A 22,996-nucleotide genomic window follows, 5' to 3' on the forward strand; every position below is an offset into this window, starting at 1 on the left:
AGGAGCCCGAAGGGTCAGAAGCGGAGCTTCTGATCAATGTAGGTCATCGTCAGACATTTAATACTAAAGGCCCAGTGCTAACGCACTGGGCCTTTTTTTGTTTTAAGCTATGCTTTAAATACCTCAATCAAGAAGGCGCTCATTATGCTGACAGGCGCGTTCAAGGTATTTTGTATTCTATCTGTCTCTTGTCTGGTTCAGGCTTCTGATCGGTGTCTGGAAACTATACGGCGGGCGGATTATCTGTTACTTGCTTCCGCAAGCACTTCGCATCATTTCTCTGCGGTTCTTATTGCTCCTGATTTAGCCATAACGACTGCTCATGGGCTGCCGGCCGGCAATGATATTTCTCTGTGGCAAGGCAACTACAAGGTTGAGGCCAATCTGTTGGCGCTGCATTGGGGGATGGATATTGCCCTGCTAAAGTTGTCATCACCGCTATACGGTGCGGTAACTTTGTCTGATAAGCCTGTGGCGCTCCAGACAATCATCTGGGCCAGCAGTTTTGATCACAATGCCAATGCAGATATACGCCGTGGTGAGGTCATGGTTAGTAAAAGGGGGGAATTGATAACTACAGCAACTCTCGAACCTGGAGGCTCCGGTGGAGCGTTGCTGGTTTGTAATCAGGGCTCTGAGCAGCCAAAACTTATCGGCGTGCTGCGTGCTGCGTGCTTATCGGTTGATCCGAGAGGCGTATGGCTGGCGCGAGGCTGGTATCTCTGTATCAACTCCTATCAAAACGCTCTATCACTTTATTGTCGAGAATGGTCTGAAAGATACTGAATATTACGATCGAAATCTGTATGCCGGGCAATGTTCACAGCAGGTATTGAGCAGCAGAATTTGCTGAAATAAAAAAGCACCAGTTGTATGGTGCTTTAAAAGATTGTCTGAGCCTGACAGGCTAAAGAATAAGCCACTTAAGTCAGCAAGTTATCAGGCTTAAAAGTTATTTTCTGTGATTCAAAAGAAATTCCATCAATGCCTTTTGCGCGTGCAGTCTGTTTTCCGCTTCATCCCATACCACTGAGATAGATTCGTCTTCCAGTAGCTCACCACTGACTTCTTCGCCTCGGTGTGCAGGCAGGCAATGCATAAAGATGGCATCCTTGTTAGCCAGTTTCATCAGCTCGTGATTCACTTCATAGCCAGCAAACTTGGCTTCACGCTCCTTTTGTTCTTCTTCCTGACCCATTGAGGCCCAAACATCAGTGACAACCCAGTCAGAACCTTTGACCGCTTCTTTAGGATCGCGATAGATGGTGACTCTGTCAGAGTTTTTACTGACCAGTGCTTGATCCGGGTCGAACCCCTCCGGGCAGGCAATATTCAAATGGAAGTCGCACTTGGCTGCTGCATTGATATAAGAATGACACATGTTATTGCCATCCCCTACCCAGGTGACAGTTTTCCCTTGAGGGCTGCCACGGTGTTCAACATAGGTTTGAATGTCAGCAAGCAGCTGGCAGGGATGGTAGTCGTCGGTTAATGCATTAATCACCGGTACGCTTGAGTATTGCGCAAATCGCTCGATTTTCTCGTGCTCAAAGGTTCGAATCATAATGATATCGACCATGCGTGAAATAACTCGTGCGGAATCTTCAATCGGCTCACCACGACCCAATTGGGTATCTCGAGGCGAGAGAAAGATCGATGAGCCTCCCAGCTGAGCCATTCCCGCTTCAAACGAGACTCTGGTACGTGTCGACGACTTTTCAAAGATCATGCCCAGTACATGATTTGGGAAAGGGGCATTCTCAATGTGTTGCTTACGCAGGGCCTTCATTTCGACTGCCCGCTCAATGATGGTTGCCAGTTCGCTATCTGACAGGTCGTTCAGCGTTAAAAAGTGTCTGACAGTCATAGGATTATCCTTGTGCTTCCAGTTCGTTAACCAGTGACGAAACGATTTCAGCTACGTCATCGGCTTGTTGTTTACTAAGTGTTAAAGGAGGCAGGAGGCGAATAACAGAACCTGCGGTGACATTGATCAGAAGACCCTTATCGGCTGCTTTGCCTACCAGTTCAGGGCAGTCCATCGTAAGCTCAATACCAATCATCATGCCCATGCCCCGGATCTCTTTGACCAGTGCCGAACTACCGATCGCCTGATTGAAACTATCAAGCAGGTAGTTTCCAGTTTCCATGGCTTTACTATCAATACGGTCTCGCTTCAGAACCTTTTGAACGGTTAAAGCGCCCTGGCACACAAGCGGATTGCCGCCATAGGTTGAACCATGAGTACCCGGGACAAGTATCTCTGCTGCTTTACCTCTGGCCATACAGGCGCCAATTGGAAGACCGTTGCCCAGTCCCTTTGCCGTAGTAACAACATCCGGCTGGATCTGGTTGTGTTGAAAAGCAAAGTGCCTCCCAGTTCGACAGTTACCAGTCTGAATTTCATCGAGCATCAGCAACCAGTCATTTTGATCGCAAAGTTCACGTAGCTGATTCAGGTAATCGGTGGCAGGGATATTGACTCCGCCTTCCCCCTGAACTGGTTCTACTAAAACGGCAACAACGTCACTGGTTGCTGCGGCCTTTAGTTCATCTATGTTGTCGTAGGGGACGTGTACAAAACCTTCAAGCAATGGCGTGAAGCCTGTTTTAACTTTGGAATTGCCTGTGGCGGTCAGGGTGGCCATGGTTCTACCGTGGAAGCTGCCGTCCATGGTGATAATAACTGGCTTGGTGATGCCTTTATCGTTGCCGTATTTGCGGGCAATCTTGATGGCCGCTTCGTTGGCCTCGGCACCTGAGTTGGAAAAAAATACCTTTTCCATTCCCGTTTCTGCACAAAGGTTATCCGCCAGTTCCAATCCGGGGTCGGTCAAATACAGATTGGAGGTGTGTAACAGTGTAGAGGCCTGCTCGGCTATGGTTTGTGCTACTTCAGGGTGCGCATGGCCCAGACCGCATACGGCAATGCCACTGAGTGCGTCGAGATATCGATTACCCTGTTTGTCCCAAAGGTAGCAACCCTCCCCTTTGGTAAAGGTCAACTTACGCTCACCGTAAGTATTCATAATTGATGCGGTACTCATGCAAATCTCCCGTTTTGTAAATCGTCGCTAACGGCTTCCTGCCTATCGCGACATACATTACATCCCTGTAAATAAATAAGGCAGCGCGATGGCTGCCCGAAACAGGCGATACTATAAGCAATTTGCATTTGCTGCAATAAGGCTCAGGGGGAATTGAAAAAGCTATCTGTCGATTCCCTTGTCATGTAAAATGACACATAACCCAGTAATTGACTCGGCTTTTCTTTTCTCTGTGATTAAAGAATGCGTCGATAAGCTCATTTAAGTTTTAAAGAGGTTATTATTCCTATGGATATCATGGATACCATCAAGCAACAAATTGCGGATAACGATATTATTCTGTACATGAAAGGCTCGCCTAATGCCCCACAGTGTGGCTTTTCCATGCGTGCCTCTCAGGCGATCATGGCCTGCGGTCAGCGTTTTGCCTATGTGGATATCCTCAGTAACCCCGAGATTCGCACCAATCTGCCCAAATACGCTAATTGGCCTACATTCCCACAGCTGTGGGTAAAAGGTGAGCTTGTAGGTGGTTGTGACATCATCACTGAAATGCATGAGAGTGGTGAGTTGAAGCCGTTGATCGACGCAGCGGTGGCCGAAGAGGGCTAGTCCACTTTAGAAGCATAGCTTGTCACAAAGGCTCCGCTGTCATGCGGGGCCTTTTTTGTTTCAGCTCCCAATGCATGTCACTTTAGGCCTGGCTGTTGAAGGAGGTTATCGCAGGATGACCGGAACCATAGGGTGATGGATGACCCGCTTGTCATTTTGTAATAGGGACTATACTGGTCAGCAGGACTTACTGTTGGGCGGTAGGGGTGCTTGCGTTCAGGGGTTTTTCTATGGATGTGTTGCTTGCGCGCTATTCGTAATCATTGTTGATGGGTTTCTCAAGGAGTGAGGTCTGTTGCGGATGTCGGTTTTGAAATCTCTGGTGTTGTGGGGCTCTGCTCTGTTTTTTGCCTCCGTGGTCGCGGCAGAGCCCTATATTTTTCTGGAAGACAGTTACGACCGCTATACGGTAAAAAAACCTCTACCGACCTTACTCGATGATGGCTATGGGCCGGCAGACGTGCTGTTGTCCCAACAGTTTTCCAACCTTCACTACGAACAATCCCTGAATGAGGGGCCGCAAACCTACTGGCATCGCCTGCACATTTCTGCGGCCCAGGAGTTACAGGAAAAGGGCGACTACTATCTGGTTGCTAAAAATCCGGTTTTACAGCAGCTGACTTTTTATCTCTATGATGAATCTGGCGCCTTGATCCAGCAACGACAAGCGGGAGTGCGGCAGCGCCAGCCTGGAGACGAAGTGGATTTAGACCCGGTGTTGCAGTTCTCGGCTACTCCGGGGCAAAAGCTGACGGTGCTGATTAAAAAGCAAAGCGATGGCCCGGCGGTGATGCCGCTGGTGGTATATAGTCAGGAGTCCATGTATGAATACCGATCAAAGCGTTATGTGATGATTGGTGGTGTTGCTCTGTTCCTGGTTGTTATAGCTCTGTTTAACAGCTTTGTCGGTATTCTTATTCGCAGCCAAACCTATATTTGGTATCTCGCCTTTTATGTCCTGACCTTTCTGGAACTGTCGGTATTGATGGGATTTGGTCAGTATATCTGGCCTTTCTCCATGCAGATTTGGCTGGCAACCCACATGCTGGTCATCAACTTTCTGTTGTTGCTAACCGCTTTCCTGTTCGGTAGCCAGTTTCTGGTCGCCAGACTCTATGCCTCCGGTTATTACAAATACCGGGCGCTGATTATTTCCCTGTTATTAATGGGGGCAATGTCAGCTCTGTTTGTGCCTGAGTACTATCTGTTGCAACCGTTTATAGTGGCTCAGGTGTGGGGCAGTCTGTTTATTCTGGGGATGTCACTTACCGCTTACCGCAATGGTTTTCTGCCGGCACGCTTTTTTTTGCTGTCCTGGGTGTGCCTGTTAATCGGAGCGGGTGTCGGTATGGGCAGTTACAAGAACTTGTTGCCTTTCAATGATATTACACGCCATGGTTTGGCTCTGGGAGCTTTGGCGGAACTGTCCATTCTGTCGTTTGCGTTAGTGGATCGACAGTTTTTTACTGAGAGAAAGGGCATTAAAACCGCCTACACCGATCCTCAAACCGGGCTACCCAATTATTCCTTCTTCCGCAATCGCTTTGCCGAGGCGGTAGAAAACTCCATGGGTCATGGTGATCAGCTTTGGGTGATTATGCTGCGCATCACAGGTGTTGAATCATTTACGGGGCTGTTGGGGCCGGACGCAAGTTCCAAAGTCTATCGCCAGCTGGTGGACCGTTTTAATAAGTACCTGGAGGCATCACCTTGGTCGATTCCAGTGGAGCTGCCCTATGGCGGTAAAACCTATCTGATCAGTTTACCGGGGAATCAGATGCTGCTGATGGCCGACAGTCGCAGTGATCCAAATGAATTTATCGAGGCTTTTTTACAGCGCGCAGAGAAGCCTGTAAGAGTTGGTGCCATGGAGAGCAGCTTGTCACTGCAGGCTGGATTGACTCTGTACCAGATGGATAAATTCACACTTCAGGAAGCCTATCGCAAGGCTCAGCTGGCATTGAATGATTGTGAACTGCACCGTACTCGCTGGTCCCGTTATGACCCTCAAAGTGATCAGGTTTCAAAAGAGCGCTTGCATTTGCTGGAGGATCTGCGCGAAGCCATCGTGCATCGGGATTTGACCTGTCAGCTTCAACCTCAATTCGACATGGATAAAGCACTGATCGGAGCCGAGGCGTTGGTTCGCTGGAATCACGTTAACAAGGGGTTTATCAGTCCGGCGGTATTTGTACCTCTGGCGGAGCAATCCAGTCTGGTGTTCTTTATCACCCGGATAATGATTGAGAAGGTGTGCTCCTGGTTGTCAAAAACCAAGGTGCCCGATGGTTTTCATGTCTCGGTAAATCTCTCTCTGCTGGATTTGCTGGAGCCTGAACTGCTGGGCTTTATTGAAACCTGTCTGGTGCGTTACAACATTCAGCCATGCCAATTGGTGTTTGAGGTAACAGAAACGGCTGCTATGGAGGACGATGCCAATTTTGTGGCCACCATCGAAGGCCTTCACCGAATGGGGTTCCGTGTGGCTTTGGATGATTTTGGGACCGGGTATTCGTCACTGGTCTACATGCAGCGAATGAAGCCAGATATTGTCAAAGTGGACATGGGATTCGTACAGAATATTCACGAGTCCGAAATTAACCGGAAGATTGTTCGCGCGATTGTCCAGATTGCCCACGCTACCAAGGCCACCACCATTGCCGAAGGTGTGGAGCTGGAAGAGGAAATGCTGTTGCTAGGGCGCCTGGGGGTTGATTTTGTGCAGGGTTACCTGATGGGCAAGCCGGTACCCATTAACGAGTTTTCCGGCCTTTTCTTTGAGGAGCAGGAATCGACCTGAATCGATTCCTGGGGCCCGATTATCTGACACCGCTGCGCTTCAGTGATGACGCGGTGTAATATCTGGATTTCTTGGGTTTTTTTCTGGATGTTGTGGTCATCGCGTGAGGCAGGCTGACGTGATAACTTTTTTGCAGCAGGTCGTACATGGCAATACCGCCTGAAGAGGCAAAAGATTTATCCATGTAGTTGGGGGCAAACAAGGCAAAGTTGGTGCGCCACAGATTGCCCCGGTTGTCATACAGGTCGCCCATCAACGCAACCCATGAGTCCTCGTCGATGTAGTAGCGGCGTTTACTGTATACATGACGTAGGCCCTCCTTGAGTGTGGCCTCTACCACCCAGCAGCGGTGGATCTCCCAGCGTACCGCGTCCGGATTGAAATGGCCCGGGGTGATCAGCGCTTTTGGTTTATCGACGTTGGTTGTTCTCCAGTTGTTGTAAGGCGTCAGGCACTCCTGTTTGCCAACCAGTTGCCAGTCAAATCGCTCGGGAGAGCCATTAAAAATATTGCTGTCGTCATAGGTGTTGTTGCCGGAAGAGGCAGGCGCTGGAGTATCAAAGGCGATGCTGGGGGCCATGCGGACCCGGCGCTGTCCTGTCAGGTATTGCCAGGCTTTGCGGCCCTGAGCTTTGCTGAAATCATAGGGCTCGCGCACCAGAATGATTTCACCGGCACGACGGGGAGGCGCCAGAAAGTTGGCTCTGAGCAGAAACAGTTCATTGGCGCCTTTGCCCCAATCCCGATCCGGGGAATAAACCGGTGATGCAAAGCTGATGAACTGGGTGCTGGATTGGATGACTTTGCCATTTGAACTGGAAAAGTAAACGGTAGAGGTGTACTCGCTGTGACTGCCGGACCAGCGCGTCAGGTGATTCCAGATGGCTTCCAAGCCATTTTGGGGAATCGGGAAGGGGACGCCTGGCTGCCAGTTTTCCAGTGTTAATCCGTCATTGGTAAGGCGAGTGTGTGTGGCATTATGGCGGGTATTGTCGTAGATAAATTGTGGAGCGACTGCCGTGCGCAGAGTCGGGTAAACCGACATGCGATAGTCCTCTTTGTCCTGCAGCAAAGCTTTACTCCCTTGCGAGAGCAGGGCGCTGTAATCGTCCATATTATCGCGGGTGATGTCGAACAGGGCCTGCTCATCGTTCAGCGGGTTGGTGATGTAGATGGGATCGGATGACGACAGTTCTACATTTGGGCTCCAAGCCGGGATGGTGCCAGAAGCGTTGCCGCTGGTTTCTGCCCCCAATGGTGTCAGTGTGCTTCCCAGTTGTTCGGCTTGTTGTTCGGATACGGCGGCGTTTAAGCCGTGACTGATAACCAGTAACAGTGGCCACCGTAAGAGAGAGATGATTTTCAACATGTTTCCTGCTTTTATCATTATTGTTTTAAAGGTTGATCTGAATGATGGCTGGCAAGCCAGATATGTAGATAATCTTACGGCAGCTGCCATTGGCATTATAAGCTCTGGTGGTTGATCAAAACTGACGCAGAGACATTCGTGGATGGATTTACCCCTTGAGAAAATCCGGTTTCTGCCGCTATAAACAGTGATCAGTGGGTCTGGCAGATGACTCTGCCTCAAGAAGGATTGAATATGAGCCGTAAACAACTCGTCGCCATTATTGTGGCCTCATTTCTGTTAACCGATATCTTGTTTTACAAATATCTCGACAGTCTCTGGTTACTGATGTTGAAGGATATCGTCTTGCTTGGTGTGTTTATTCCCTGGGCATTTGGCCAGTCGCAGAAGCGCATTGGTTATATCGAAGACAAGATTGGCGATGTACTCAAAGACGGCAAAGTTGATTTGCGGGTGCGGATGATGGATGGCGAAGTACCCGCGCCGCTTCTGTCCTGGGCTCAGGAATCCGATCGCATGTTTAATGATCTGGATCAGAGCATGATGGATCTGGCCTCGTCAGCCTCGCGTCTGGTGCCCATGTCGCAGGAATTGGCCGACACCCACAATGACGTCAATCAGAAAGCCCTGCTGCAGACGCGCTACTCCCAGAGTGTGATGGAGGCGATGCTGACCATGTCTGAGCAAACCCGCGATGTGGCAGATCAGGCGGCCATGATCGCTGATCAACTCAAACAGGGGGATGAGTCAGTCAATACCTGTCAGAACACCATGATGGCAACCAGCGGTGTGGTGAGTGAGTTGTCCGAACATATGGAGGATGCCGAGACCGTGCTCACGGAGCTCAAGCAGGAGACTGATCAAATTGGTTCCATTGTTGAGGCCATTAACAGCATTGCTGAGCAGACCAACCTGCTGGCACTGAATGCCGCGATTGAGGCAGCTCGCGCTGGGGAGCAGGGGCGTGGTTTCGCCGTGGTTGCCGATGAGGTTCGTTCGCTGGCATCCAGAACCCGTGAATCCACTGATGAGGTTCGCGGCATGCTGGAGCGTGTTCAGGAGCGCACCAGTGATATGGTTGAGGTAATGAGCAAGAGTGGTGAAGCATCCAAGGAAAGTCTTGCTCAGGTGTCACGTGTGGCGGAGCAATTGACTGAGCTTGTTACGGTCATCGGTGCCGTCAATGACTCGGGTGCGGCCATCAGTGACTCGGCCTCACGTCAATTGAGTACGGCAGAGAATGCCAGAGAGTCCGCCGATGGCCTGGCGGAAATGAATAAGGAAAGTTTGGAAGAGTCGAAGATGCAGGCCATCTCCAAAGACGATATGGAAAAAATAGCCAACCAAATGTTCGATAACTTTTCACGCTTTCTCACCACCGAAGAAGTTTGGCTAACCCAGCGGCGCCAGACCGCCCGGATGAAGCCCTTGGGTGATAACGCAGTGGAAATGTCCTCATCCTCTGATGAGGACATCGAGCTGTTCTAAACCAACGGCTCGAATGATTTCACTTTTCGCTCCGGTAGAAAAGCCAACCCCAATAACAGGCCACAGAGCAGCACCCAAGGCAGGCTGCCCCATCGCATAAAGGGGGTGCTGCCGGCTCTGGGGGTGGCCTTGCCGGTTACCACCTCCCTTTCAAATTGGCGGCTTTGCAGGGCAATGGAGCCATCCGCGGTAATGATGGCGCTGATGCCATTGTTGGTGCCGCGAATCACATCACGTTGAGTTTCCAGTGCCCGCATTTGTGCCATCTGCAAGTGCTGCAAGGGCCCCCAGGAATGGCCAAACCAGGCGTCGTTACTGAGAGTGGTTATAAAGTGGGTATCGGTGGCTCTGGCTGCAACCAGATCCGGGTAAACAATTTCATAGCAAATGGCCATCCCGGTCTTAACCTGGCCCATCAGTATTGGGGGCTGTTGCTCTCCTCCGGATTTAATCGCGGACATGGGCAGATCAAAAAATGCGATGACTCCCCTGAGCCAGTCTTCTAAAGGTACGTACTCACCGAACGGAACCAGACGGGATTTATGGTAAAGCCCTGACCCCTGACCCAGGGCAACCGCACTGTTATGAAGATGGCCAGTCTCCGGATTGTCATAAATAATGCCGGTCAGAAGGGCGGTGTTGTGCTGTGCCAGCAGAGCCTCCATTTCGGCAAGAAAGGGGCTGGCCCGGTGGTATAGCATCGGGACGGCGGCTTCCGGCCATACGATCCAATCAACACCCTCCAGCTCCTGACTCATATGACGCAATAGTTCCAGAGTGGGCAGGCGATATTCTGGTCGCCATTTCTTGTCTTGGGGAATGTTGGGCTGCACCAGAGTAATGCGCTGATCGGGACCAACTGGGGCGGTCCAGTTCTGATCTTGCAGCAGTGCACCTGCAAGCCAGAGTATGAATACTGCCGCTACAGCCCCCAGTCGCTGTCGACGTTTGCCTCGCCAGATGAATACCAAAGCCAGAGCGGTAGCAAGCGTTGCCAGAGAAACCGCGAACACCCCACCAATGGGGGCAAAGCCTGACAGCGGTGTCGTCAGTTGACTGTAACCGACATACAGCCAGGGGAAACCTGTCAGCAACCAACTCCTGAGCCATTCTCCCAGCACCCAGAGGGCTCCGAAGGCGGTCAAAAAATTTCCGTTGGTAGCGTGCTTTAAATATCTGAGCGGATAAAAGGGCAGGGCAAATACCAGCGCCAGGCCGGCGACAAACAGCAGGGTCAGGCAAGCCGCCAGAGGCACACTGGCGTAACCAAAATTGTGAATGCTGACGTAAACCCAGGAGGCGCCGACACCAAACAGTCCCAGACCAAAGCTGTAGCAATGGTGCAGGGTATTGCGGCCCCTGCTGATGACGGCCAACAGAGCAGGAGAGATGATGGCCAGTGGCCAGAGATTCAATGGTGCCAGCGACAGAGGCAGCAGGGCACCGGCGACAAGACTGAGCAGCAGGCTTTGCCAGCGGCCGAGGCCACTGAAGGTGATATCAGCTGTGGGATGCTGCGGATTGTGTTGATTGGCGAGCACAGGCCGGTGCTCTAGGGAACGCTGAGACGCAACAGATGGATCTGGCGATCATCGGCGAAGAGCACCCGAAACTTGTAGCCGGATACTTCGGCAACTTCATTGCGTTTGGGCAGGTGTCCAAACGCCCCCATCATAATGCCGCCGATGGTATCGAATTCGTCTTCGTCAAAGCCTGCATTAAAGTATTCATTGAAATCTTCTACCGGAGTCAGAGCTCGTACAATATAGTCGCGGTCGGATACCTTGCGAATCAGAGCGGAATCGTCATCGTCATCGGTTTCATCTTCAATCTCGCCAACAATTTCTTCCAGAATGTCTTCAATAGTAACCAGGCCGGAAATGCCGCCGTACTCATCAATCACCATAGCCATGTGGTAGCGATTTTCACGGAATTCTCGCAGCAGAATATTGAGGCGTTTACTTTCCGGAATAATGGTGGCCGAGCGGATGATATTTTCCAGAGAAAAGTCGTCGGCGCCGTTGAGGATCAGTGGGAGCAGGTCTTTTGCCAACAAAATGCCGCGTACGTCATCGGTGGATTCACCAATGACCGGGAAGCGTGAGTGGCCAGAGTTGATTACCTTTGGCAGCAGATCTTGCAGAGTGTCATCAAGATTGACGACCACCATTTGTGAGCGGGGGATTTGAATCTCACGTACCTGACGGTTTTCAACGTCAATGGCGCCCTGAATGATTTCCAGTGATTCAGGGTCTACCAAATTCTTGGCTGCAGCCTCCTGAATCACTTCGAGCAGTTCTTCCCGGGATTTGGGTTCTCCGGAAAAGGCGTTGAGCACCCGATCCAACCACGATTTATCGCTGCTGGTGCCGGGTGCGCTTGTACTACTCGCTGGTTCGTCGTTCATTGTTTGTTGGTTCCTTAAGGGTGTTGCTGTTGCTTATTGAGCATCATCGGCGTAGGGATCAGGATACCCCATGGCCATTAAAATTCTGGTTTCGAGCCCTTCCATGGTTTCGGCTTCGCGATCGTCCTGATGATCGTACCCCTGCAGGTGCAGTGTGCCATGAACCACCATGTGGGCCCAGTGAGCTTCAAGTTGTTTGCCTTGCTCGATAGCCTCTTGAGCAACCACCGGAGCGCAGATTACCAAATCCCCCAGTAGCGGCAAATCTATCCCTTCAGGTAAATCGGCAGGAAACGACAGCACATTAGTGGGTTTGTCCTTATGGCGATAGCGGTGATTCAGCTCCTGACTTTCCGCGGCATCGACAATGCGAACACTCAATTCACTGTCTTCGACTGGAGATTGCAGTGCCGCACCTGCCCACTGCTGCAGTTGCAATTGTTCCGGCAGATTCGGTGCTTCGCTGGCGACTTGAAGGTCCAGTTGCAGATCGTACTTGGGTGGCACGATCAGCGACCTTGATTCGGTTTTGGCGGTTCCGCCGCATCGTAGGCTTCGACAATGCGCTGTACCAGTGGATGCCGAACCACATCTTTGGCATTAAAGTGCGTAAAGCTGATGCCTTTGACGTTTTCCAGGATATCCGAGGCGTGACGCAGCCCGGAAAATTGCCCGCGCGGCAGGTCAATCTGAGACGGGTCACCGGTGATCACGGCTGTAGAGCCAAAGCCGATCCGGGTCAGGAACATTTTCATCTGCTCGCGGGTCGTGTTCTGGCTCTCATCGAGAATCACAAATGAGTTATTCAGGGTACGTCCACGCATATAAGCCAGAGGTGCCACTTCAATCACATTGCGTTCAATCAGTTTGCCGACGGTCTCAAAACCCAACATCTCGTAGAGGGCATCGTAGAGTGGGCGCAGGTAAGGGTCTACTTTCTGGGCCAGGTCGCCGGGTAAAAAGCCCAGCTTTTCTCCAGCCTCGACCGCGGGGCGAACCAGCAGAATGCGTTCCACCTCGTCTTTCAGCAGAGACTCTACAGCGCAGGCGACAGCCAGATAGGTTTTGCCTGTGCCGGCCGGGCCGATGCCAAAATTGATGTCGTGGGTTTGTATGGCGCGCACATAGTGCTGTTGATGCAGTCCTCGGGGCTTAACGGTGCACTTTTTGGTGCGGATCAGGGCCAGAGGTTGCTGCTCATCTACCTTCGCTTGCGCCGGCTCGGGTAAATCGATTTCCATGCCCGATTGCTGCAGGGCCAAATGCACTTCGTCAGGGGTCAGTTGGCCACCATTATCGGTATCCAGATAGAGGTTCTCCAGAATTTGCTTGGCGGTCAGAGCCAGCTTTGGGGCACCACTGAGGGAAAACTGATTACCGCGATTGCGTATCTCCACGCCAAGGCGGCTTTCGATCTGTTTCAGGTGTTCGTCAAATTGGCCGCAGAGTTCAGCCAGGCGGCGATTGTCGTTGGGCTCCAGAGTCAGCAGTACTGGCTGCTCCGGGGTTGAGGTCGCACTGTCCAAAATTGTTTCTTTTAACACCTTGATTTCTATGAATAGGGTTAGACTAGCCTAATCGTCGTTACGGTAAAACCCGGTTTTGGGTTTAATAGATTCTTAAAAAAAAGTTGCTTATAGCTGAACTATTTAGCCGGCGTGATTTTAGCCGTCCAGCTTTAGTCGTCCAGCTCAGATCCCACCAGCGTGCCGCGCAGCGAGTTGGGCAGAGCTTCTTCAATCAGGATGTCGGCGAACTTGCCAATCAGCTCGGCGTTGTCGGTTCTGAAGTTCACCACGCGGTTATTCTCGGTGCGCCCCGACAATTGGCCGGGATCTTTTTTGCTGTACCCGGTGACCAGAACCCGCTCGGTATTGCCTACCATATTGCGGGCAATTCGCTGGGCTTGCTGATTGATGCGCTGTTGCAACAGTTTCAGACGCTGTTTCTTGACCTCTTCCGGGGTGTCATCGGGCAGGTCGGCTGCCGGTGTGCCCGGACGAGGGCTGTAGATAAAACTGAACGACAGATCGAAGTCCATGTCCTGAATCAGATTCATGGTGGCCTCGAAGTCGGCATCGGTTTCACCCGGGAAGCCTACGATAAAATCGGACGAGAAACAGATGTCCGGGCGCAGCTTTTTGATGCGGCGCAGCTTGGATTTGTACTCCAGCGTTGTGTGGCCTCGCTTCATCGCCATCAGAATGCGATCAGAGCCACTCTGTACCGGCAAGTGCAAATGGCTGACCAGCTCTGGCACTTCGGCGTAGACGTTAATCAGACTCTCGGAAAATTCCACCGGATGAGAGGTGGTGAAGCGAATGCGATCAATGCCGTCGATGGCGGCAACATAGGTTATCAGTTCGGCCAGATCGACGATCTGACCATCCGGGCCGTCGCCGCGGTAGGCGTTAACATTCTGGCCCAGCAGATTGATTTCGCGCACGCCCTGTTGCGCCAAATGGGCGACCTCTTTGAGTACATCGGTGGCCGGGCGGCTGACTTCTTCACCGCGGGTATAGGGCACCACGCAGAAGGTGCAATACTTGGAGCAGCCTTCCATAATGGAGACAAAGGCACTGACGCCATCGGCTTCCGGCTCGGGCAGCTTGTCGAATTTTTCAATCTCGGGAAAACTGATGTCCACCACCACGGCGCCATTATCCCGGGGGGTTTCCATCATCTCCGGTAGGCGGTGCAGGGTTTGCGGGCCAAAGATCAGGTCGACATAGGGCGCGCGCTTGGCAATGGCGTCTCCTTCCTGACTGGCGACACAGCCGCCAACCCCGATCACCAGATCCGGGTTCTTTTCTTTTAGATGTTTCCAGCGACCCAGTTGATGAAACAGCTTTTCCTGGGCTTTTTCACGAATGGAGCAGGTGTTGACCAGCAGTACGTCGGCTTCTTCCGGATCGTCAGTGGCTACCATTTGGTGAGAGTCTCCCAGCAGGTCGCGCATGCGGGCAGAATCGTATTCGTTCATCTGGCAGCCGTGGGTCTGGATAAACAGCTTCTTTTCAGGTTTTGCGGTCATGGGTCTATCTGAACAAAATTTAGTCAAATTAAGGGGCGGGCATTATAGCCATAGCCATGGTTGATAGCCATAGATGGATGGCCAAATTGGGGGTGTTTTGTGCTATCCTTGCGCGCCCTCCGGCTCTGGTGCCGGAGATTGATGAATTCCGAGAGCCCTATGTCCGCCAAACCCATCTACAAAGTGATCTTCTACAACCAGAATCAGGTGTATGAGGTCTATGCTCGTGCCATTTATCAGAGTGATATGTATGGCTTTATTGAGGTGGAGGAATTTGTTTTTGGTGAGCGAAGCCAGATGATTGTGGATCCAGCCGAAGAAAAGCTGAAGTCTGAGTTTGGCAACGTCGCCCGTTCCTATATTCCGATGCAGGCCATTATTCGCATTGATGAGGTGGAAAAAGAAGGCGAAGTCAAAGTTACCGACATCAAGGCCGGTGACAAGGTTGCCCAATTTCCCGGGCCGGCCGGTCTGACGCCTCCGTCAACCCATAAGGATTAATCAGTCCTGAGTGCATTGATCTTCTGGTGGGGTCGAGGCTAACCACATACAACTATAAAAATCAGGGTTTTTACAAAACTTGGCTTGTGGCTTGCTTCGGGCTTTTTTAGAGTTCAGTGTAATCCTGTCCTAAAATAACCAGACATAAGCTTGGCCTCGATGAAAAATTATCTCCAAACCTTTTGGTCCAACACCAATTATCGCAAAGCACTGTACATTCTTGTTCTCATCAGTGCCTGGCTGGTCAGTGGCACGCTGCGATCCGATCCGGATGCGCTGCCCGATGCTGAGGGGCAGAACAACAAAACCTTTGTGGTCAAAGCTCGCTATATTGAGGCGCAAAATTTTCAGCCAGCGGTAAAAGTCCGCGCTCAAACCGAGGCCGACCGCAGTGTCAGTCTTAAAGCTGAAATCAGTGGTCGGGTGGTGTCACTGCCGGTTACAGAAGGGCAGGTGGTCAAGACTGGCGATACCATTTGTGAGTTGGCGGTGGAAGATCGGGCGTTGCGCCTTGAAGAGGCCCGCTCGGCCGTTGCTCAGGCTCAGTTGGAATACGATGGTGCCTTGAAACTCAAACAGGGCTACCAGTCGCGCAATGCGATTGCCGCTGCCAAAGCTCGGTTGGACTCCAGAAAGGCCGATTTAAAACGGAGTGAGCTGAATCTTGCCAACACCCGGGTGAAAGCACCTTTCTCCGGTGTTGTTGAACGTCACAGCGTTGATGTCGGTGACTTTATGGATCGGGGTGCCGAGTGCGGTGTGATTCTGGATCTCAATCCTCTGATTGTTACCGGCGAGGTGTCAGAGAAAGAAGTGGTTAATATGCGTGTTGGCCAAAAAGCCCTGGCGAGTTTTGCCGGTGGTCATCAGGTCGATGCCGAGTTGCGTTTGGTTTCTTTTGAGTCGAGCCCAGTCACTCGAACCTATCGCGTTGAAGCGGCCATCGATAATGCCTCACTGGCATTGCGCAGTGGTCTGACCTCGGATTTGATGGTGTCTCTCGACAACGTTCAGGCTCATTTGATCCCTGCGTCACTGCTGTCGCTCGACGATTATGGTGATATCGGTGTGCGCATCCTCGATGAAAATAATGTGGTGCAGTTTGTGCGTCTGACCATTATTGGCGATCGCGATGAAGGTGTTTGGGTGTTGGGTCTGTCCCAGCGCAGTCTGCTGATTACCGTTGGTCAGGAGTACGCCATTATTGGATCCACCGTCGGTGTTGAAATCGAAACTGCTGAAACCGGTGTGGCAGGCAAGACGGCGGGTGTGAACTGAGTATGAATTTTCTGCAGAATGCGGTTACCTATTATCGCAGTACCTTTTCCGTTCTCACCCTGATTCTGCTGGCGGGTATTTTCAGTTACAGCAAGATGCCGGTTGAAGCGCAGCCCTATGTGAAAATTCCTTACGCTTCGGTCAATGTCCGGCTTGAAGGCGTTTCTCCAGAGGATTCTGCACGTTTGTTGGTGCGCCCGCTTGAGCAGGAAATCAGAACCATCGCCAATGTGGAAGAGATCCGTGCTTTCGGTCGTGAATCCTATGCGCTGGTGTTGGTAAAATTTGAGGCCGGTGCCGTGGATTCGGAAAAGGCCATCAACGATCTGCGCGTAGCTGTCGATCGAGCCAAGGCGGAGTTGCCCAGCGATGCCGACGAGCCAATAGTTGAAGAATTGACCGCTGACGATTTCCCTTCCATTACCGTAGTCCTTACGCCAACACTGCAAACCTCGGAACGCGACCTTTTCAAAACCGCCAAGATGTTACAGCGGGAAATTGAGGGTGTTGACGGTGTTCTTGACGCACCTTTGGCAGGCCATCGCGAAGAGGTGGTGGAAGCCATCATTGATCCGGCCCGTCTGGAAAACTATCGCTTTACCAGTAATGAATTAATCACCGCCATTTTGGGAAATAACATTCTCGTGCCTGCGGGCTCACTGGATTCTTCCCAGGGCCGTTTTTCAATCAAAGTGCCGGGCTTGATCGAAAACTACAAAGACGCTTATACCATTCCGCTGAAGTCCACCTCAGAGGGTGTCATCACCCTGGGCGACGTGGCCGAAATTCGTCGCACGTTTAAGGATCCCAGTCGCTTCAGTACCTACAACGGCCGCAAGGCCATTTTGCTGGAAGTGAACAAGCGCATTGAGGCCAATCAGATCGAGGTGGCGCAAAAGGTCAGGGAGTTGGTGACGAGTCTGAAAAGCCGAATCCCTGCTGGTGTAGAGGTGGACTACGCCTTTGACCTGTCGGAGTTTTCTCAAGGGCTGGTCAATGAAATGCGCGGTAATATCATCACCGCCATGGCGCTGGTTATGGTTATTGTTGTCGGGGCGCTGGGTTTTCGCTCCGGTATTCTGGTGGGACTGGGCATTCCGGTATCGCTGTTGATCGCCATGATCGCCATGAACTATCTGGACTACTCCTTCAATATGATGGTGATGTTCGGAATGATGCTGGCATTGGGGATGTTGATTGACGGCTCGATTGTGATTACCGAATTTGCCAATCGCAAAGTGGCGGAGGGTCTGGGTAACCGGGCGGCCTATCAGTTGGCGGTCAGACGCATGTTTTGGCCGGTGATGGCCTCGACGGCGACGACTCTGGCGGCTTTCCTGCCGATGATGTTCTGGCCGGGTGTACCGGGCCAGTTTATGGGTTATCTGCCAGTGACAGTTTTCTGTGTGTTGCTGGCCTCGTTAAGCTACGCGCTGTTTTTCGCACCGGTGGTCGGTTCACTGATGAAAAAAACTGAACTGGACAAGCGCACCCGGGATTACCTGATTCACTTGGAAGAACAGGACCCGACCACCTTGCCCGGTCATACCGGTCGCTACGCGCGATTTTTAAGCTGGGTGCTGCGCCGCCCTGTGGTCTGGACGCTGGTGGCCCTGATGGTGCTGGTGTCAATTTTCCAGATTTACGGTCGCTACAACAACGGCGTGACTTTTTTTACCGATACCGAAGAAACGGCCGGTGTGGTTGCCATCCGCGCTCAGGGTAACTTCTCCATTGAAGAGAAGAAGGCGCTGGTTGCTCAGGTTGAGCAACGGGTGTTGTCTCTGAAAGAGGTGAAATCCGCTTACTCGGCCAGTGGTGGCGATAGCTCAGCCCGGGTAAAAGACAAAGACGAAATCGGCAGCATTCTGGTGGAGCTCTACGACCCCAAGACTCTGGGGCGTTCAACTCACGATGTGTTCGAAGAGATGAACACTCTGACCGAGGATATGGCGGGCATCATTGTCTCTGCCCAAGTGTTTGAAGGTGGGCCGCCGGTGGGTAAGCCGATCCAGTTGCAGCTGGAGTCCAACAATTACGACAAGCTGCGGGCTACCACCAGTTATCTGCGCAATTACATTGAAAACAATTTTGAGGGGGTTCGGGATGTCACCGATACCACCCCGTTGCCGGGCATTGAGTGGGAAATGAAGGTTAATCGCACTCTGGCTGCCCAGTTTGGCGTCAATGTCATGGAAGTGGGGCGCGCGGTGCAGTTGGTGACCAATGGCATCCTGTTGAGTGAATACCGTCCCGATGACTCCAATGAAGAAGTGGAGATTCGTGTTCGTTACCCCGCCGATGACCGTGGTTTGCGGGTGCTCGATGAGCTGCGCGTGACCACCGCTCAGGGGCCGGTTCCCATCAGCACCTTCGTCACTCGTGAGGCTCACCCGAAAGTGGATCAGATCGAGCGGGTAGACTCGATCAATATCATGAAGGTGCAGTCGGAACTCGAGCCCGGTTATCTGGCCGATGATATCGTTCAGGAAATTAAAGCCTGGCTGGAGGAAAACCCTCTGGATAAGGAAGTTAATCTGGTATTCCGTGGTGCGAACGAAGAGCAGGAAGAGTCTTTGGCGTTTTTGTCAGTAGCCTTCTTGTTGGCCCTGTTTCTGATGTACATCCTGTTGGTGACCCAGTTCAACAGTTTTTATCAGGCTTTTTTGATTCTGTCATCCGTGGTGATGTCCACCGCCGGTGTGCTGTTGGGGCTACTGCTGACCGGAGATTCTTTCAGTACGATTCTTACCGGCGTGGGCATTGTTGCTCTGGCCGGGATTGTGGTGAACAACAATATCGTTCTGATTGATACCTACAATTATGTGCGTGAGGAAGAGCCGGATTTGTCGCTGACCAGTGCTGCTGTCAAAGCCTGTGCCCAGCGTTTACGGCCGGTATTTTTGACCACGGCTACCACCATTCTGGGGATGGCGCCAATTGCCATGGGTGCCAGTGTCGACCTGATCGCCAGAGAAGTGGTGATTGACGGTGTGGTTGCCTCCTATTTTGTGCTGGTGGCCCGGGCCATTGTCTTTGGGTTGTTGTTTGCCACCCTGCTGACATTGATAGTTACACCGGTCATGTTGATCTTGCCCTCCCGTCTCAAGGAGTTGTTGGCTCTCTATCTGGCTCCCGTCTGGCGGTCGATGAACCCCGGTTGGTTGACTCGCAAGGGTGAAGCCGGGCAATAAAGTTTCGCAGTGCCGGGTATTTCGTATAAAGTACCTTTCTGGCGGTCGATGGTTTCTGTCATAGTAACCATCGACCGCTTCGATATTCAGTACGTTTTATTCCAGCACCCGAATCTATGAAGTTTGAAGAACTAAAATTGCCCTACGGTTATCCTGTCCAATTACAGGCTGGCAGTGGTACTGACGCCGTTAAACTCAGTTCCCGGCTGTTGGGCTGTGTACCAGGTAAGACGTTGATGGTATCCGTACCCAAGGCGTCCCGTCTGCGCACCGGGCAGAAGATCATTGTTCGTATCATGGCTGCCAATGGCATTTGTCTGTTTCCGGCCGTTCTGGAATCCACTGCCAATATGCCCTTACCCATGTTGTGCCTGAGCTACCCGGGGTCAGTCCAGTTCAAAGAAATCAGGGGCGCCACCCGGGTTGATGTGGGTTTGGCTATTCAGGCAACCAACCTCAGCTCCCTTGAAGAGAAAAGCTGTGATGGCAAGGTCAGTGATATTTCCCTGTCCGGAGCTAAAATAGAGCTGCGTGAAGCCATTGGCGAAGTGGGAGAAGAGCTGGACCTTGAAATGACGGTTAATATCGCCAACCTGACCCGGAAGCTGAAAATCAAAACCCTGATACGCTCCAGAATTGAACGCAGCACCCGGGAGCAGGATGAAGAGTTTTCTGCCGTATACGGGGTGGAATTCAAAGAAAACAATGAAGAACAGCTGTTGGGACTCTATGCCTATATTTACAGCGCCATGGCGCAAGCTTAGTCTGTTTCTGGTTTTGCTGGTTGCCACCCCGACCAGCTGGGCGGTGAACGATCTCGATCTATGGTTGCCCTCGAGTATGCGTGACCTGATGCCGCAGTTGCGCAAGGCGGCTCTGGCAGTGGAGGCAACCGAAGAGTGCAGCAAGTTGATGCAGGCCGGTCTCTATGAGCCCTCTCGCAAGGCTGAAGTTCCCAAATTCCGGATGCTGTGTCGCGATGCCAATCGCCGTTCTTATGCGGTGTTGGTCAATTCTCAAAGCCTTGAAATTACCTATCCGGGACGCAAGCCTGAGGTTACGACTTTTAATAAAAAAATGGTGGCTTCCATTTGGCGTAACTGCCAGCAACAGCTGCAACAGAAAACCAAGTTTATGAACGATATGGTGTTGCTGACCAAGGGCATGCCAAAGCCTGATACATCGGAGCCGGGGGCTCTGACCATGCTGGTGGATTTCGATGCCAAAACCATGCAGGGCAAGCCTCTGCGTTATCGGGCGACCTGCTTTGCCACATTGGATAAGCCGGCTCGTTTGACCATCAAGGGTCGCCCCTGATTTCGGCTGTTTGATTCTATGTTTGCGCTTCGCTCTCTCTATATACGGTTTTACACTCTGGTGGCCGTGATGGTCTCTGTTTTTGCTCTGATGCATTTAGTGCAGGGACACTGGCAGTGGTTGGCGCCTCTGCTGGCCTGGGTACCAATGCCGCTGCTGAATTTATGGCGACGATTTAAAACCAACGCCTGGTATCGCGATGAACGCGAGCGCCCGGTGATGACCCTGACCTTACTGGCTGTGGCCATGGTTTTGATTACCGGGGAGCGCGAAGCCCCCCTGTGGTGTACTTTGGCCGGGCTGTTTGGTTTGCTGCTGTTACTGTTTGTCGCCACCGCGGTACCACGCGGTCTCAGGGAAAAGCAGGGCAATTCGACGTTATTGGCAGAGCTGGAGTTCTCTGATGCTGCAGGCAAGCCATGCCGTTTACGGCAGTCCCTGCCGCAGGGGCCGGTGATGGCCCTGTTTGTTCATTCGCCTTCGCAGGTATACGGCTGTATGGCCGTGCGGGAATTACAGCAGTGGTTGCAGCAGGGGCATTCCCCCATACCGGCCAGCCAGATTGTGGTGATTTTCCCCGGGGATATTCCCGCTTGGGTGGAGCCTTTGAAATCCTTGGGGGTGCATTGCTGGCAGGATAGTCAGGGGGCTTCTCTGGCGACGCTGGGGCTTTGGTTGCGCGGTGGCAATGTCGGCTTTCCGGGTGGGCCCAATGCTGCCCGCCCGGCGCTTGCGGTACTGGCGGATGATCAACAACAACCGGGTTTGTGGCAGGTGGCGGATAATCTGCGTATGCCGCCTTCTCTTGAGGTGCTGCAGTCCAAAATAGACCGGTTAGTTAAATAACCCCAGCTGTGGCTCCGAATTATCCGGTGCCGGCGCTTGTGCTATTTCCTGAAAGCGGACGCCAATACCAAGTAGCCGAATTGGCCGTGCGTCCCTTTGGACGGCTTCTTTAAGGAGTTGCTGGTAGTCCTCCAATTTGGCTTGGGTTCCCTCTCTTTCCAGCGTGGTGCTGTGAAAATCGTTGAATTTCACTTTGACAAAGGCTTTGCGAACCCGGTATTCCGGGTCAAGTTTTGACAGGCGGCGATTCAGATCCTGCAGCAGTCCGGGCAGCTCGGCCAGACATTCATCAATGTTATTCAGGTCCCGGGCAAAAGTGTGTTCGACACTGAGGGATTTTCGGATTCGGTGGGGTTTTACCGGTCGGTGATCGATCCCTTGCGACAGCTCAAACAGCCTCTCACCGAAGCTGCCAAAGTGCTGGCTCAGGCGTTCAGCCCCAAAGCGGTAGAGGTCGGCACAGGTTTCGATACCGAGCATCTGCAGTTTTTCGGTGGTGACTCTGCCGACACCGTGGATCTTCCTGACTGGCAGTTGGCTGACAAACTCGTGTACCTGATCAGGGCTGATGACAAACAGGCCATCAGGTTTATTCCAGTCACTGGCAATTTTGGCGAGAAATTTTGATGGCGCAACTCCCGCAGACACGGTGATGTTCAGTTGTTGCTTGATTCTCTGGCGTATTTCTTCAGCGATGCGGCTGGCGCTGCCTGCGTGGGCCTGACACTCAGAGACGTCGAGGTAGGCCTCATCCAGCGACAGGGGTTCGACCATCTGGGTGTAGTCATGAAAAATATCGTGCATTACCGAGGAGGCGACTTTGTATTTCTCCATGTGGTGTGGGACAAGAATCAATTCCGGACAGAGGCTTAAAGCCTGTCCGGTTGCCATGGCTGAATGCACGCCATATTTGCGGGCCTCGTAATTGCACGCGGAGATGACTCCGCGTCGGTCAGAGCGCCCGCCAACGGCCACGGGGCGGTTTCTCAGGTAGGGGTTGTCCCGGATTTCGATGGCGGCGTAAAAACAGTCGGCATCGACATGGATGATTTTTCTCGGCATCAAAAAATCATAGCATTTTACTGTTTTTATATACAGTTTTT

General features: G+C 52.1%; 19 protein-coding genes. 10 read left to right on the forward strand and 9 right to left on the reverse strand.

Features of this window, described 5'->3' with window-relative positions; genetic code table 11:
* Positions 1-144 precede the first annotated feature (144 nt).
* Positions 145-786, forward strand: coding sequence for a S1 family peptidase (locus ACPXV9_RS10185; RefSeq protein ID WP_423896531.1), 642 nt, complete (start codon positions 145-147; stop codon positions 784-786).
* Between the two features lie 166 nt (positions 787-952).
* On the opposite strand, the gene argF is transcribed toward ACPXV9_RS10185, so the two are convergent.
* On the reverse strand, positions 953-1,867 hold the full coding sequence (gene argF, locus ACPXV9_RS10190; protein ID WP_423896532.1) for an ornithine carbamoyltransferase: 915 nt from the start codon (positions 1,865-1,867) through the stop codon (positions 953-955).
* A 4-nt stretch (positions 1,868-1,871) separates the two neighbouring features.
* Positions 1,872-3,047, reverse strand: a complete 1,176-nt coding sequence (locus ACPXV9_RS10195; protein ID WP_423896533.1) for an aspartate aminotransferase family protein — start codon at positions 3,045-3,047, stop codon at positions 1,872-1,874.
* A gap of 288 nt (positions 3,048-3,335) precedes the next feature.
* Here ACPXV9_RS10195 and grxD point away from each other — a divergent pair, with 288 nt between their 5' ends.
* Together grxD and ACPXV9_RS10205 are read left to right on the forward strand one after the other, a co-directional pair.
* On the forward strand, positions 3,336-3,659 hold the full coding sequence (grxD, locus tag ACPXV9_RS10200; RefSeq protein WP_423896536.1) for a Grx4 family monothiol glutaredoxin: 324 nt from the start codon (positions 3,336-3,338) through the stop codon (positions 3,657-3,659).
* Between the two features lie 301 nt (positions 3,660-3,960).
* Positions 3,961-6,459, forward strand: a complete 2,499-nt coding sequence (locus tag ACPXV9_RS10205) for an EAL domain-containing protein (RefSeq protein ID WP_423896539.1) — start codon at positions 3,961-3,963, stop codon at positions 6,457-6,459.
* Positions 6,460-6,478: 19 nt separating this feature from the next.
* Here the strand turns inward: ACPXV9_RS10205 and ACPXV9_RS10210 are convergent, their stop codons facing one another.
* A complete protein-coding gene (locus ACPXV9_RS10210) occupies positions 6,479-7,828 on the reverse strand; it encodes a DUF1329 domain-containing protein (protein WP_423896541.1) in 1,350 nt (449 codons plus the stop codon).
* A gap of 234 nt (positions 7,829-8,062) precedes the next feature.
* Here ACPXV9_RS10210 and ACPXV9_RS10215 point away from each other — a divergent pair, with 234 nt between their 5' ends.
* Positions 8,063-9,316: a methyl-accepting chemotaxis protein gene (locus tag ACPXV9_RS10215; RefSeq protein WP_423896544.1), complete on the forward strand. Its 1,254-nt coding sequence runs from the start codon at positions 8,063-8,065 to the stop codon at positions 9,314-9,316.
* On the opposite strand, the gene lnt is transcribed toward ACPXV9_RS10215, so the two are convergent.
* From lnt to miaB, 5 genes are all read right to left on the reverse strand, one after another.
* Entirely contained in the window at positions 9,313-10,857 is a 1,545-nt protein-coding gene (gene lnt / locus ACPXV9_RS10220) for an apolipoprotein N-acyltransferase (protein ID WP_423896546.1), read from the reverse strand. The two genes, ACPXV9_RS10215 and lnt, sit on opposite strands and share 4 nt — an antisense overlap.
* Positions 10,858-10,868: 11 nt before the next feature.
* Positions 10,869-11,723 (reverse strand): HlyC/CorC family transporter, encoded by an 855-nt coding sequence (locus ACPXV9_RS10225; RefSeq protein WP_423896547.1) that lies wholly within the window; start codon positions 11,721-11,723, stop codon positions 10,869-10,871.
* 33 nt (positions 11,724-11,756) lie between these two features.
* Positions 11,757-12,230, reverse strand: a complete 474-nt coding sequence (gene ybeY, locus ACPXV9_RS10230; RefSeq protein WP_423896550.1) for an rRNA maturation RNase YbeY — start codon at positions 12,228-12,230, stop codon at positions 11,757-11,759.
* A 2-nt stretch (positions 12,231-12,232) separates the two neighbouring features.
* Entirely contained in the window at positions 12,233-13,249 is a 1,017-nt protein-coding gene (locus ACPXV9_RS10235; protein WP_423896552.1) for a PhoH family protein, read from the reverse strand.
* A gap of 152 nt (positions 13,250-13,401) precedes the next feature.
* Positions 13,402-14,757, reverse strand: a complete 1,356-nt coding sequence (gene miaB / locus ACPXV9_RS10240) for a tRNA (N6-isopentenyl adenosine(37)-C2)-methylthiotransferase MiaB (RefSeq protein ID WP_423896555.1) — start codon at positions 14,755-14,757, stop codon at positions 13,402-13,404.
* A gap of 159 nt (positions 14,758-14,916) precedes the next feature.
* On the opposite strand from miaB, the gene ACPXV9_RS10245 reads away from it, so the two are divergent.
* The 6 genes from ACPXV9_RS10245 (at position 14,917) to ACPXV9_RS10270 (ending at position 21,893) form a co-directional block, all read left to right on the forward strand.
* Entirely contained in the window at positions 14,917-15,258 is a 342-nt protein-coding gene (locus ACPXV9_RS10245) for a DUF1820 family protein (RefSeq protein ID WP_423897105.1), read from the forward strand.
* A 159-nt stretch (positions 15,259-15,417) separates the two neighbouring features.
* On the forward strand, positions 15,418-16,536 hold the full coding sequence (locus ACPXV9_RS10250) for an efflux RND transporter periplasmic adaptor subunit (protein ID WP_423896558.1): 1,119 nt from the start codon (positions 15,418-15,420) through the stop codon (positions 16,534-16,536).
* 2 nt (positions 16,537-16,538) lie between these two features.
* Positions 16,539-19,730: an efflux RND transporter permease subunit gene (locus ACPXV9_RS10255; RefSeq protein WP_423896560.1), complete on the forward strand. Its 3,192-nt coding sequence runs from the start codon at positions 16,539-16,541 to the stop codon at positions 19,728-19,730.
* 116 nt (positions 19,731-19,846) lie between these two features.
* Entirely contained in the window at positions 19,847-20,494 is a 648-nt protein-coding gene (locus ACPXV9_RS10260) for a flagellar brake protein (RefSeq protein WP_423896563.1), read from the forward strand.
* Positions 20,460-21,047 (forward strand): hypothetical protein, encoded by a 588-nt coding sequence (locus ACPXV9_RS10265; RefSeq protein WP_423896565.1) that lies wholly within the window; start codon positions 20,460-20,462, stop codon positions 21,045-21,047. Before ACPXV9_RS10260 ends, ACPXV9_RS10265 begins: the two co-directional genes overlap by 35 nt.
* Positions 21,048-21,065: 18 nt before the next feature.
* Positions 21,066-21,893 (forward strand): hypothetical protein, encoded by an 828-nt coding sequence (locus tag ACPXV9_RS10270; RefSeq protein ID WP_423896566.1) that lies wholly within the window; start codon positions 21,066-21,068, stop codon positions 21,891-21,893.
* Here ACPXV9_RS10270 and dinB read toward each other — a convergent pair.
* Positions 21,882-22,955 carry a DNA polymerase IV gene (gene dinB / locus ACPXV9_RS10275; RefSeq protein WP_423896569.1) on the reverse strand — a complete coding sequence of 358 codons (1,074 nt, stop codon included), beginning with the start codon at positions 22,953-22,955 and terminating at the stop codon, positions 21,882-21,884. The two genes, ACPXV9_RS10270 and dinB, sit on opposite strands and share 12 nt — an antisense overlap.
* Positions 22,956-22,996 lie beyond the last annotated feature (41 nt).

Origin of the sequence: Candidatus Pelagadaptatus aseana, from assembly GCF_040362265.1 — a bacterium.
Lineage (GTDB): Bacteria > Pseudomonadota > Gammaproteobacteria > Pseudomonadales > Cellvibrionaceae > Pelagadaptatus > Pelagadaptatus aseana.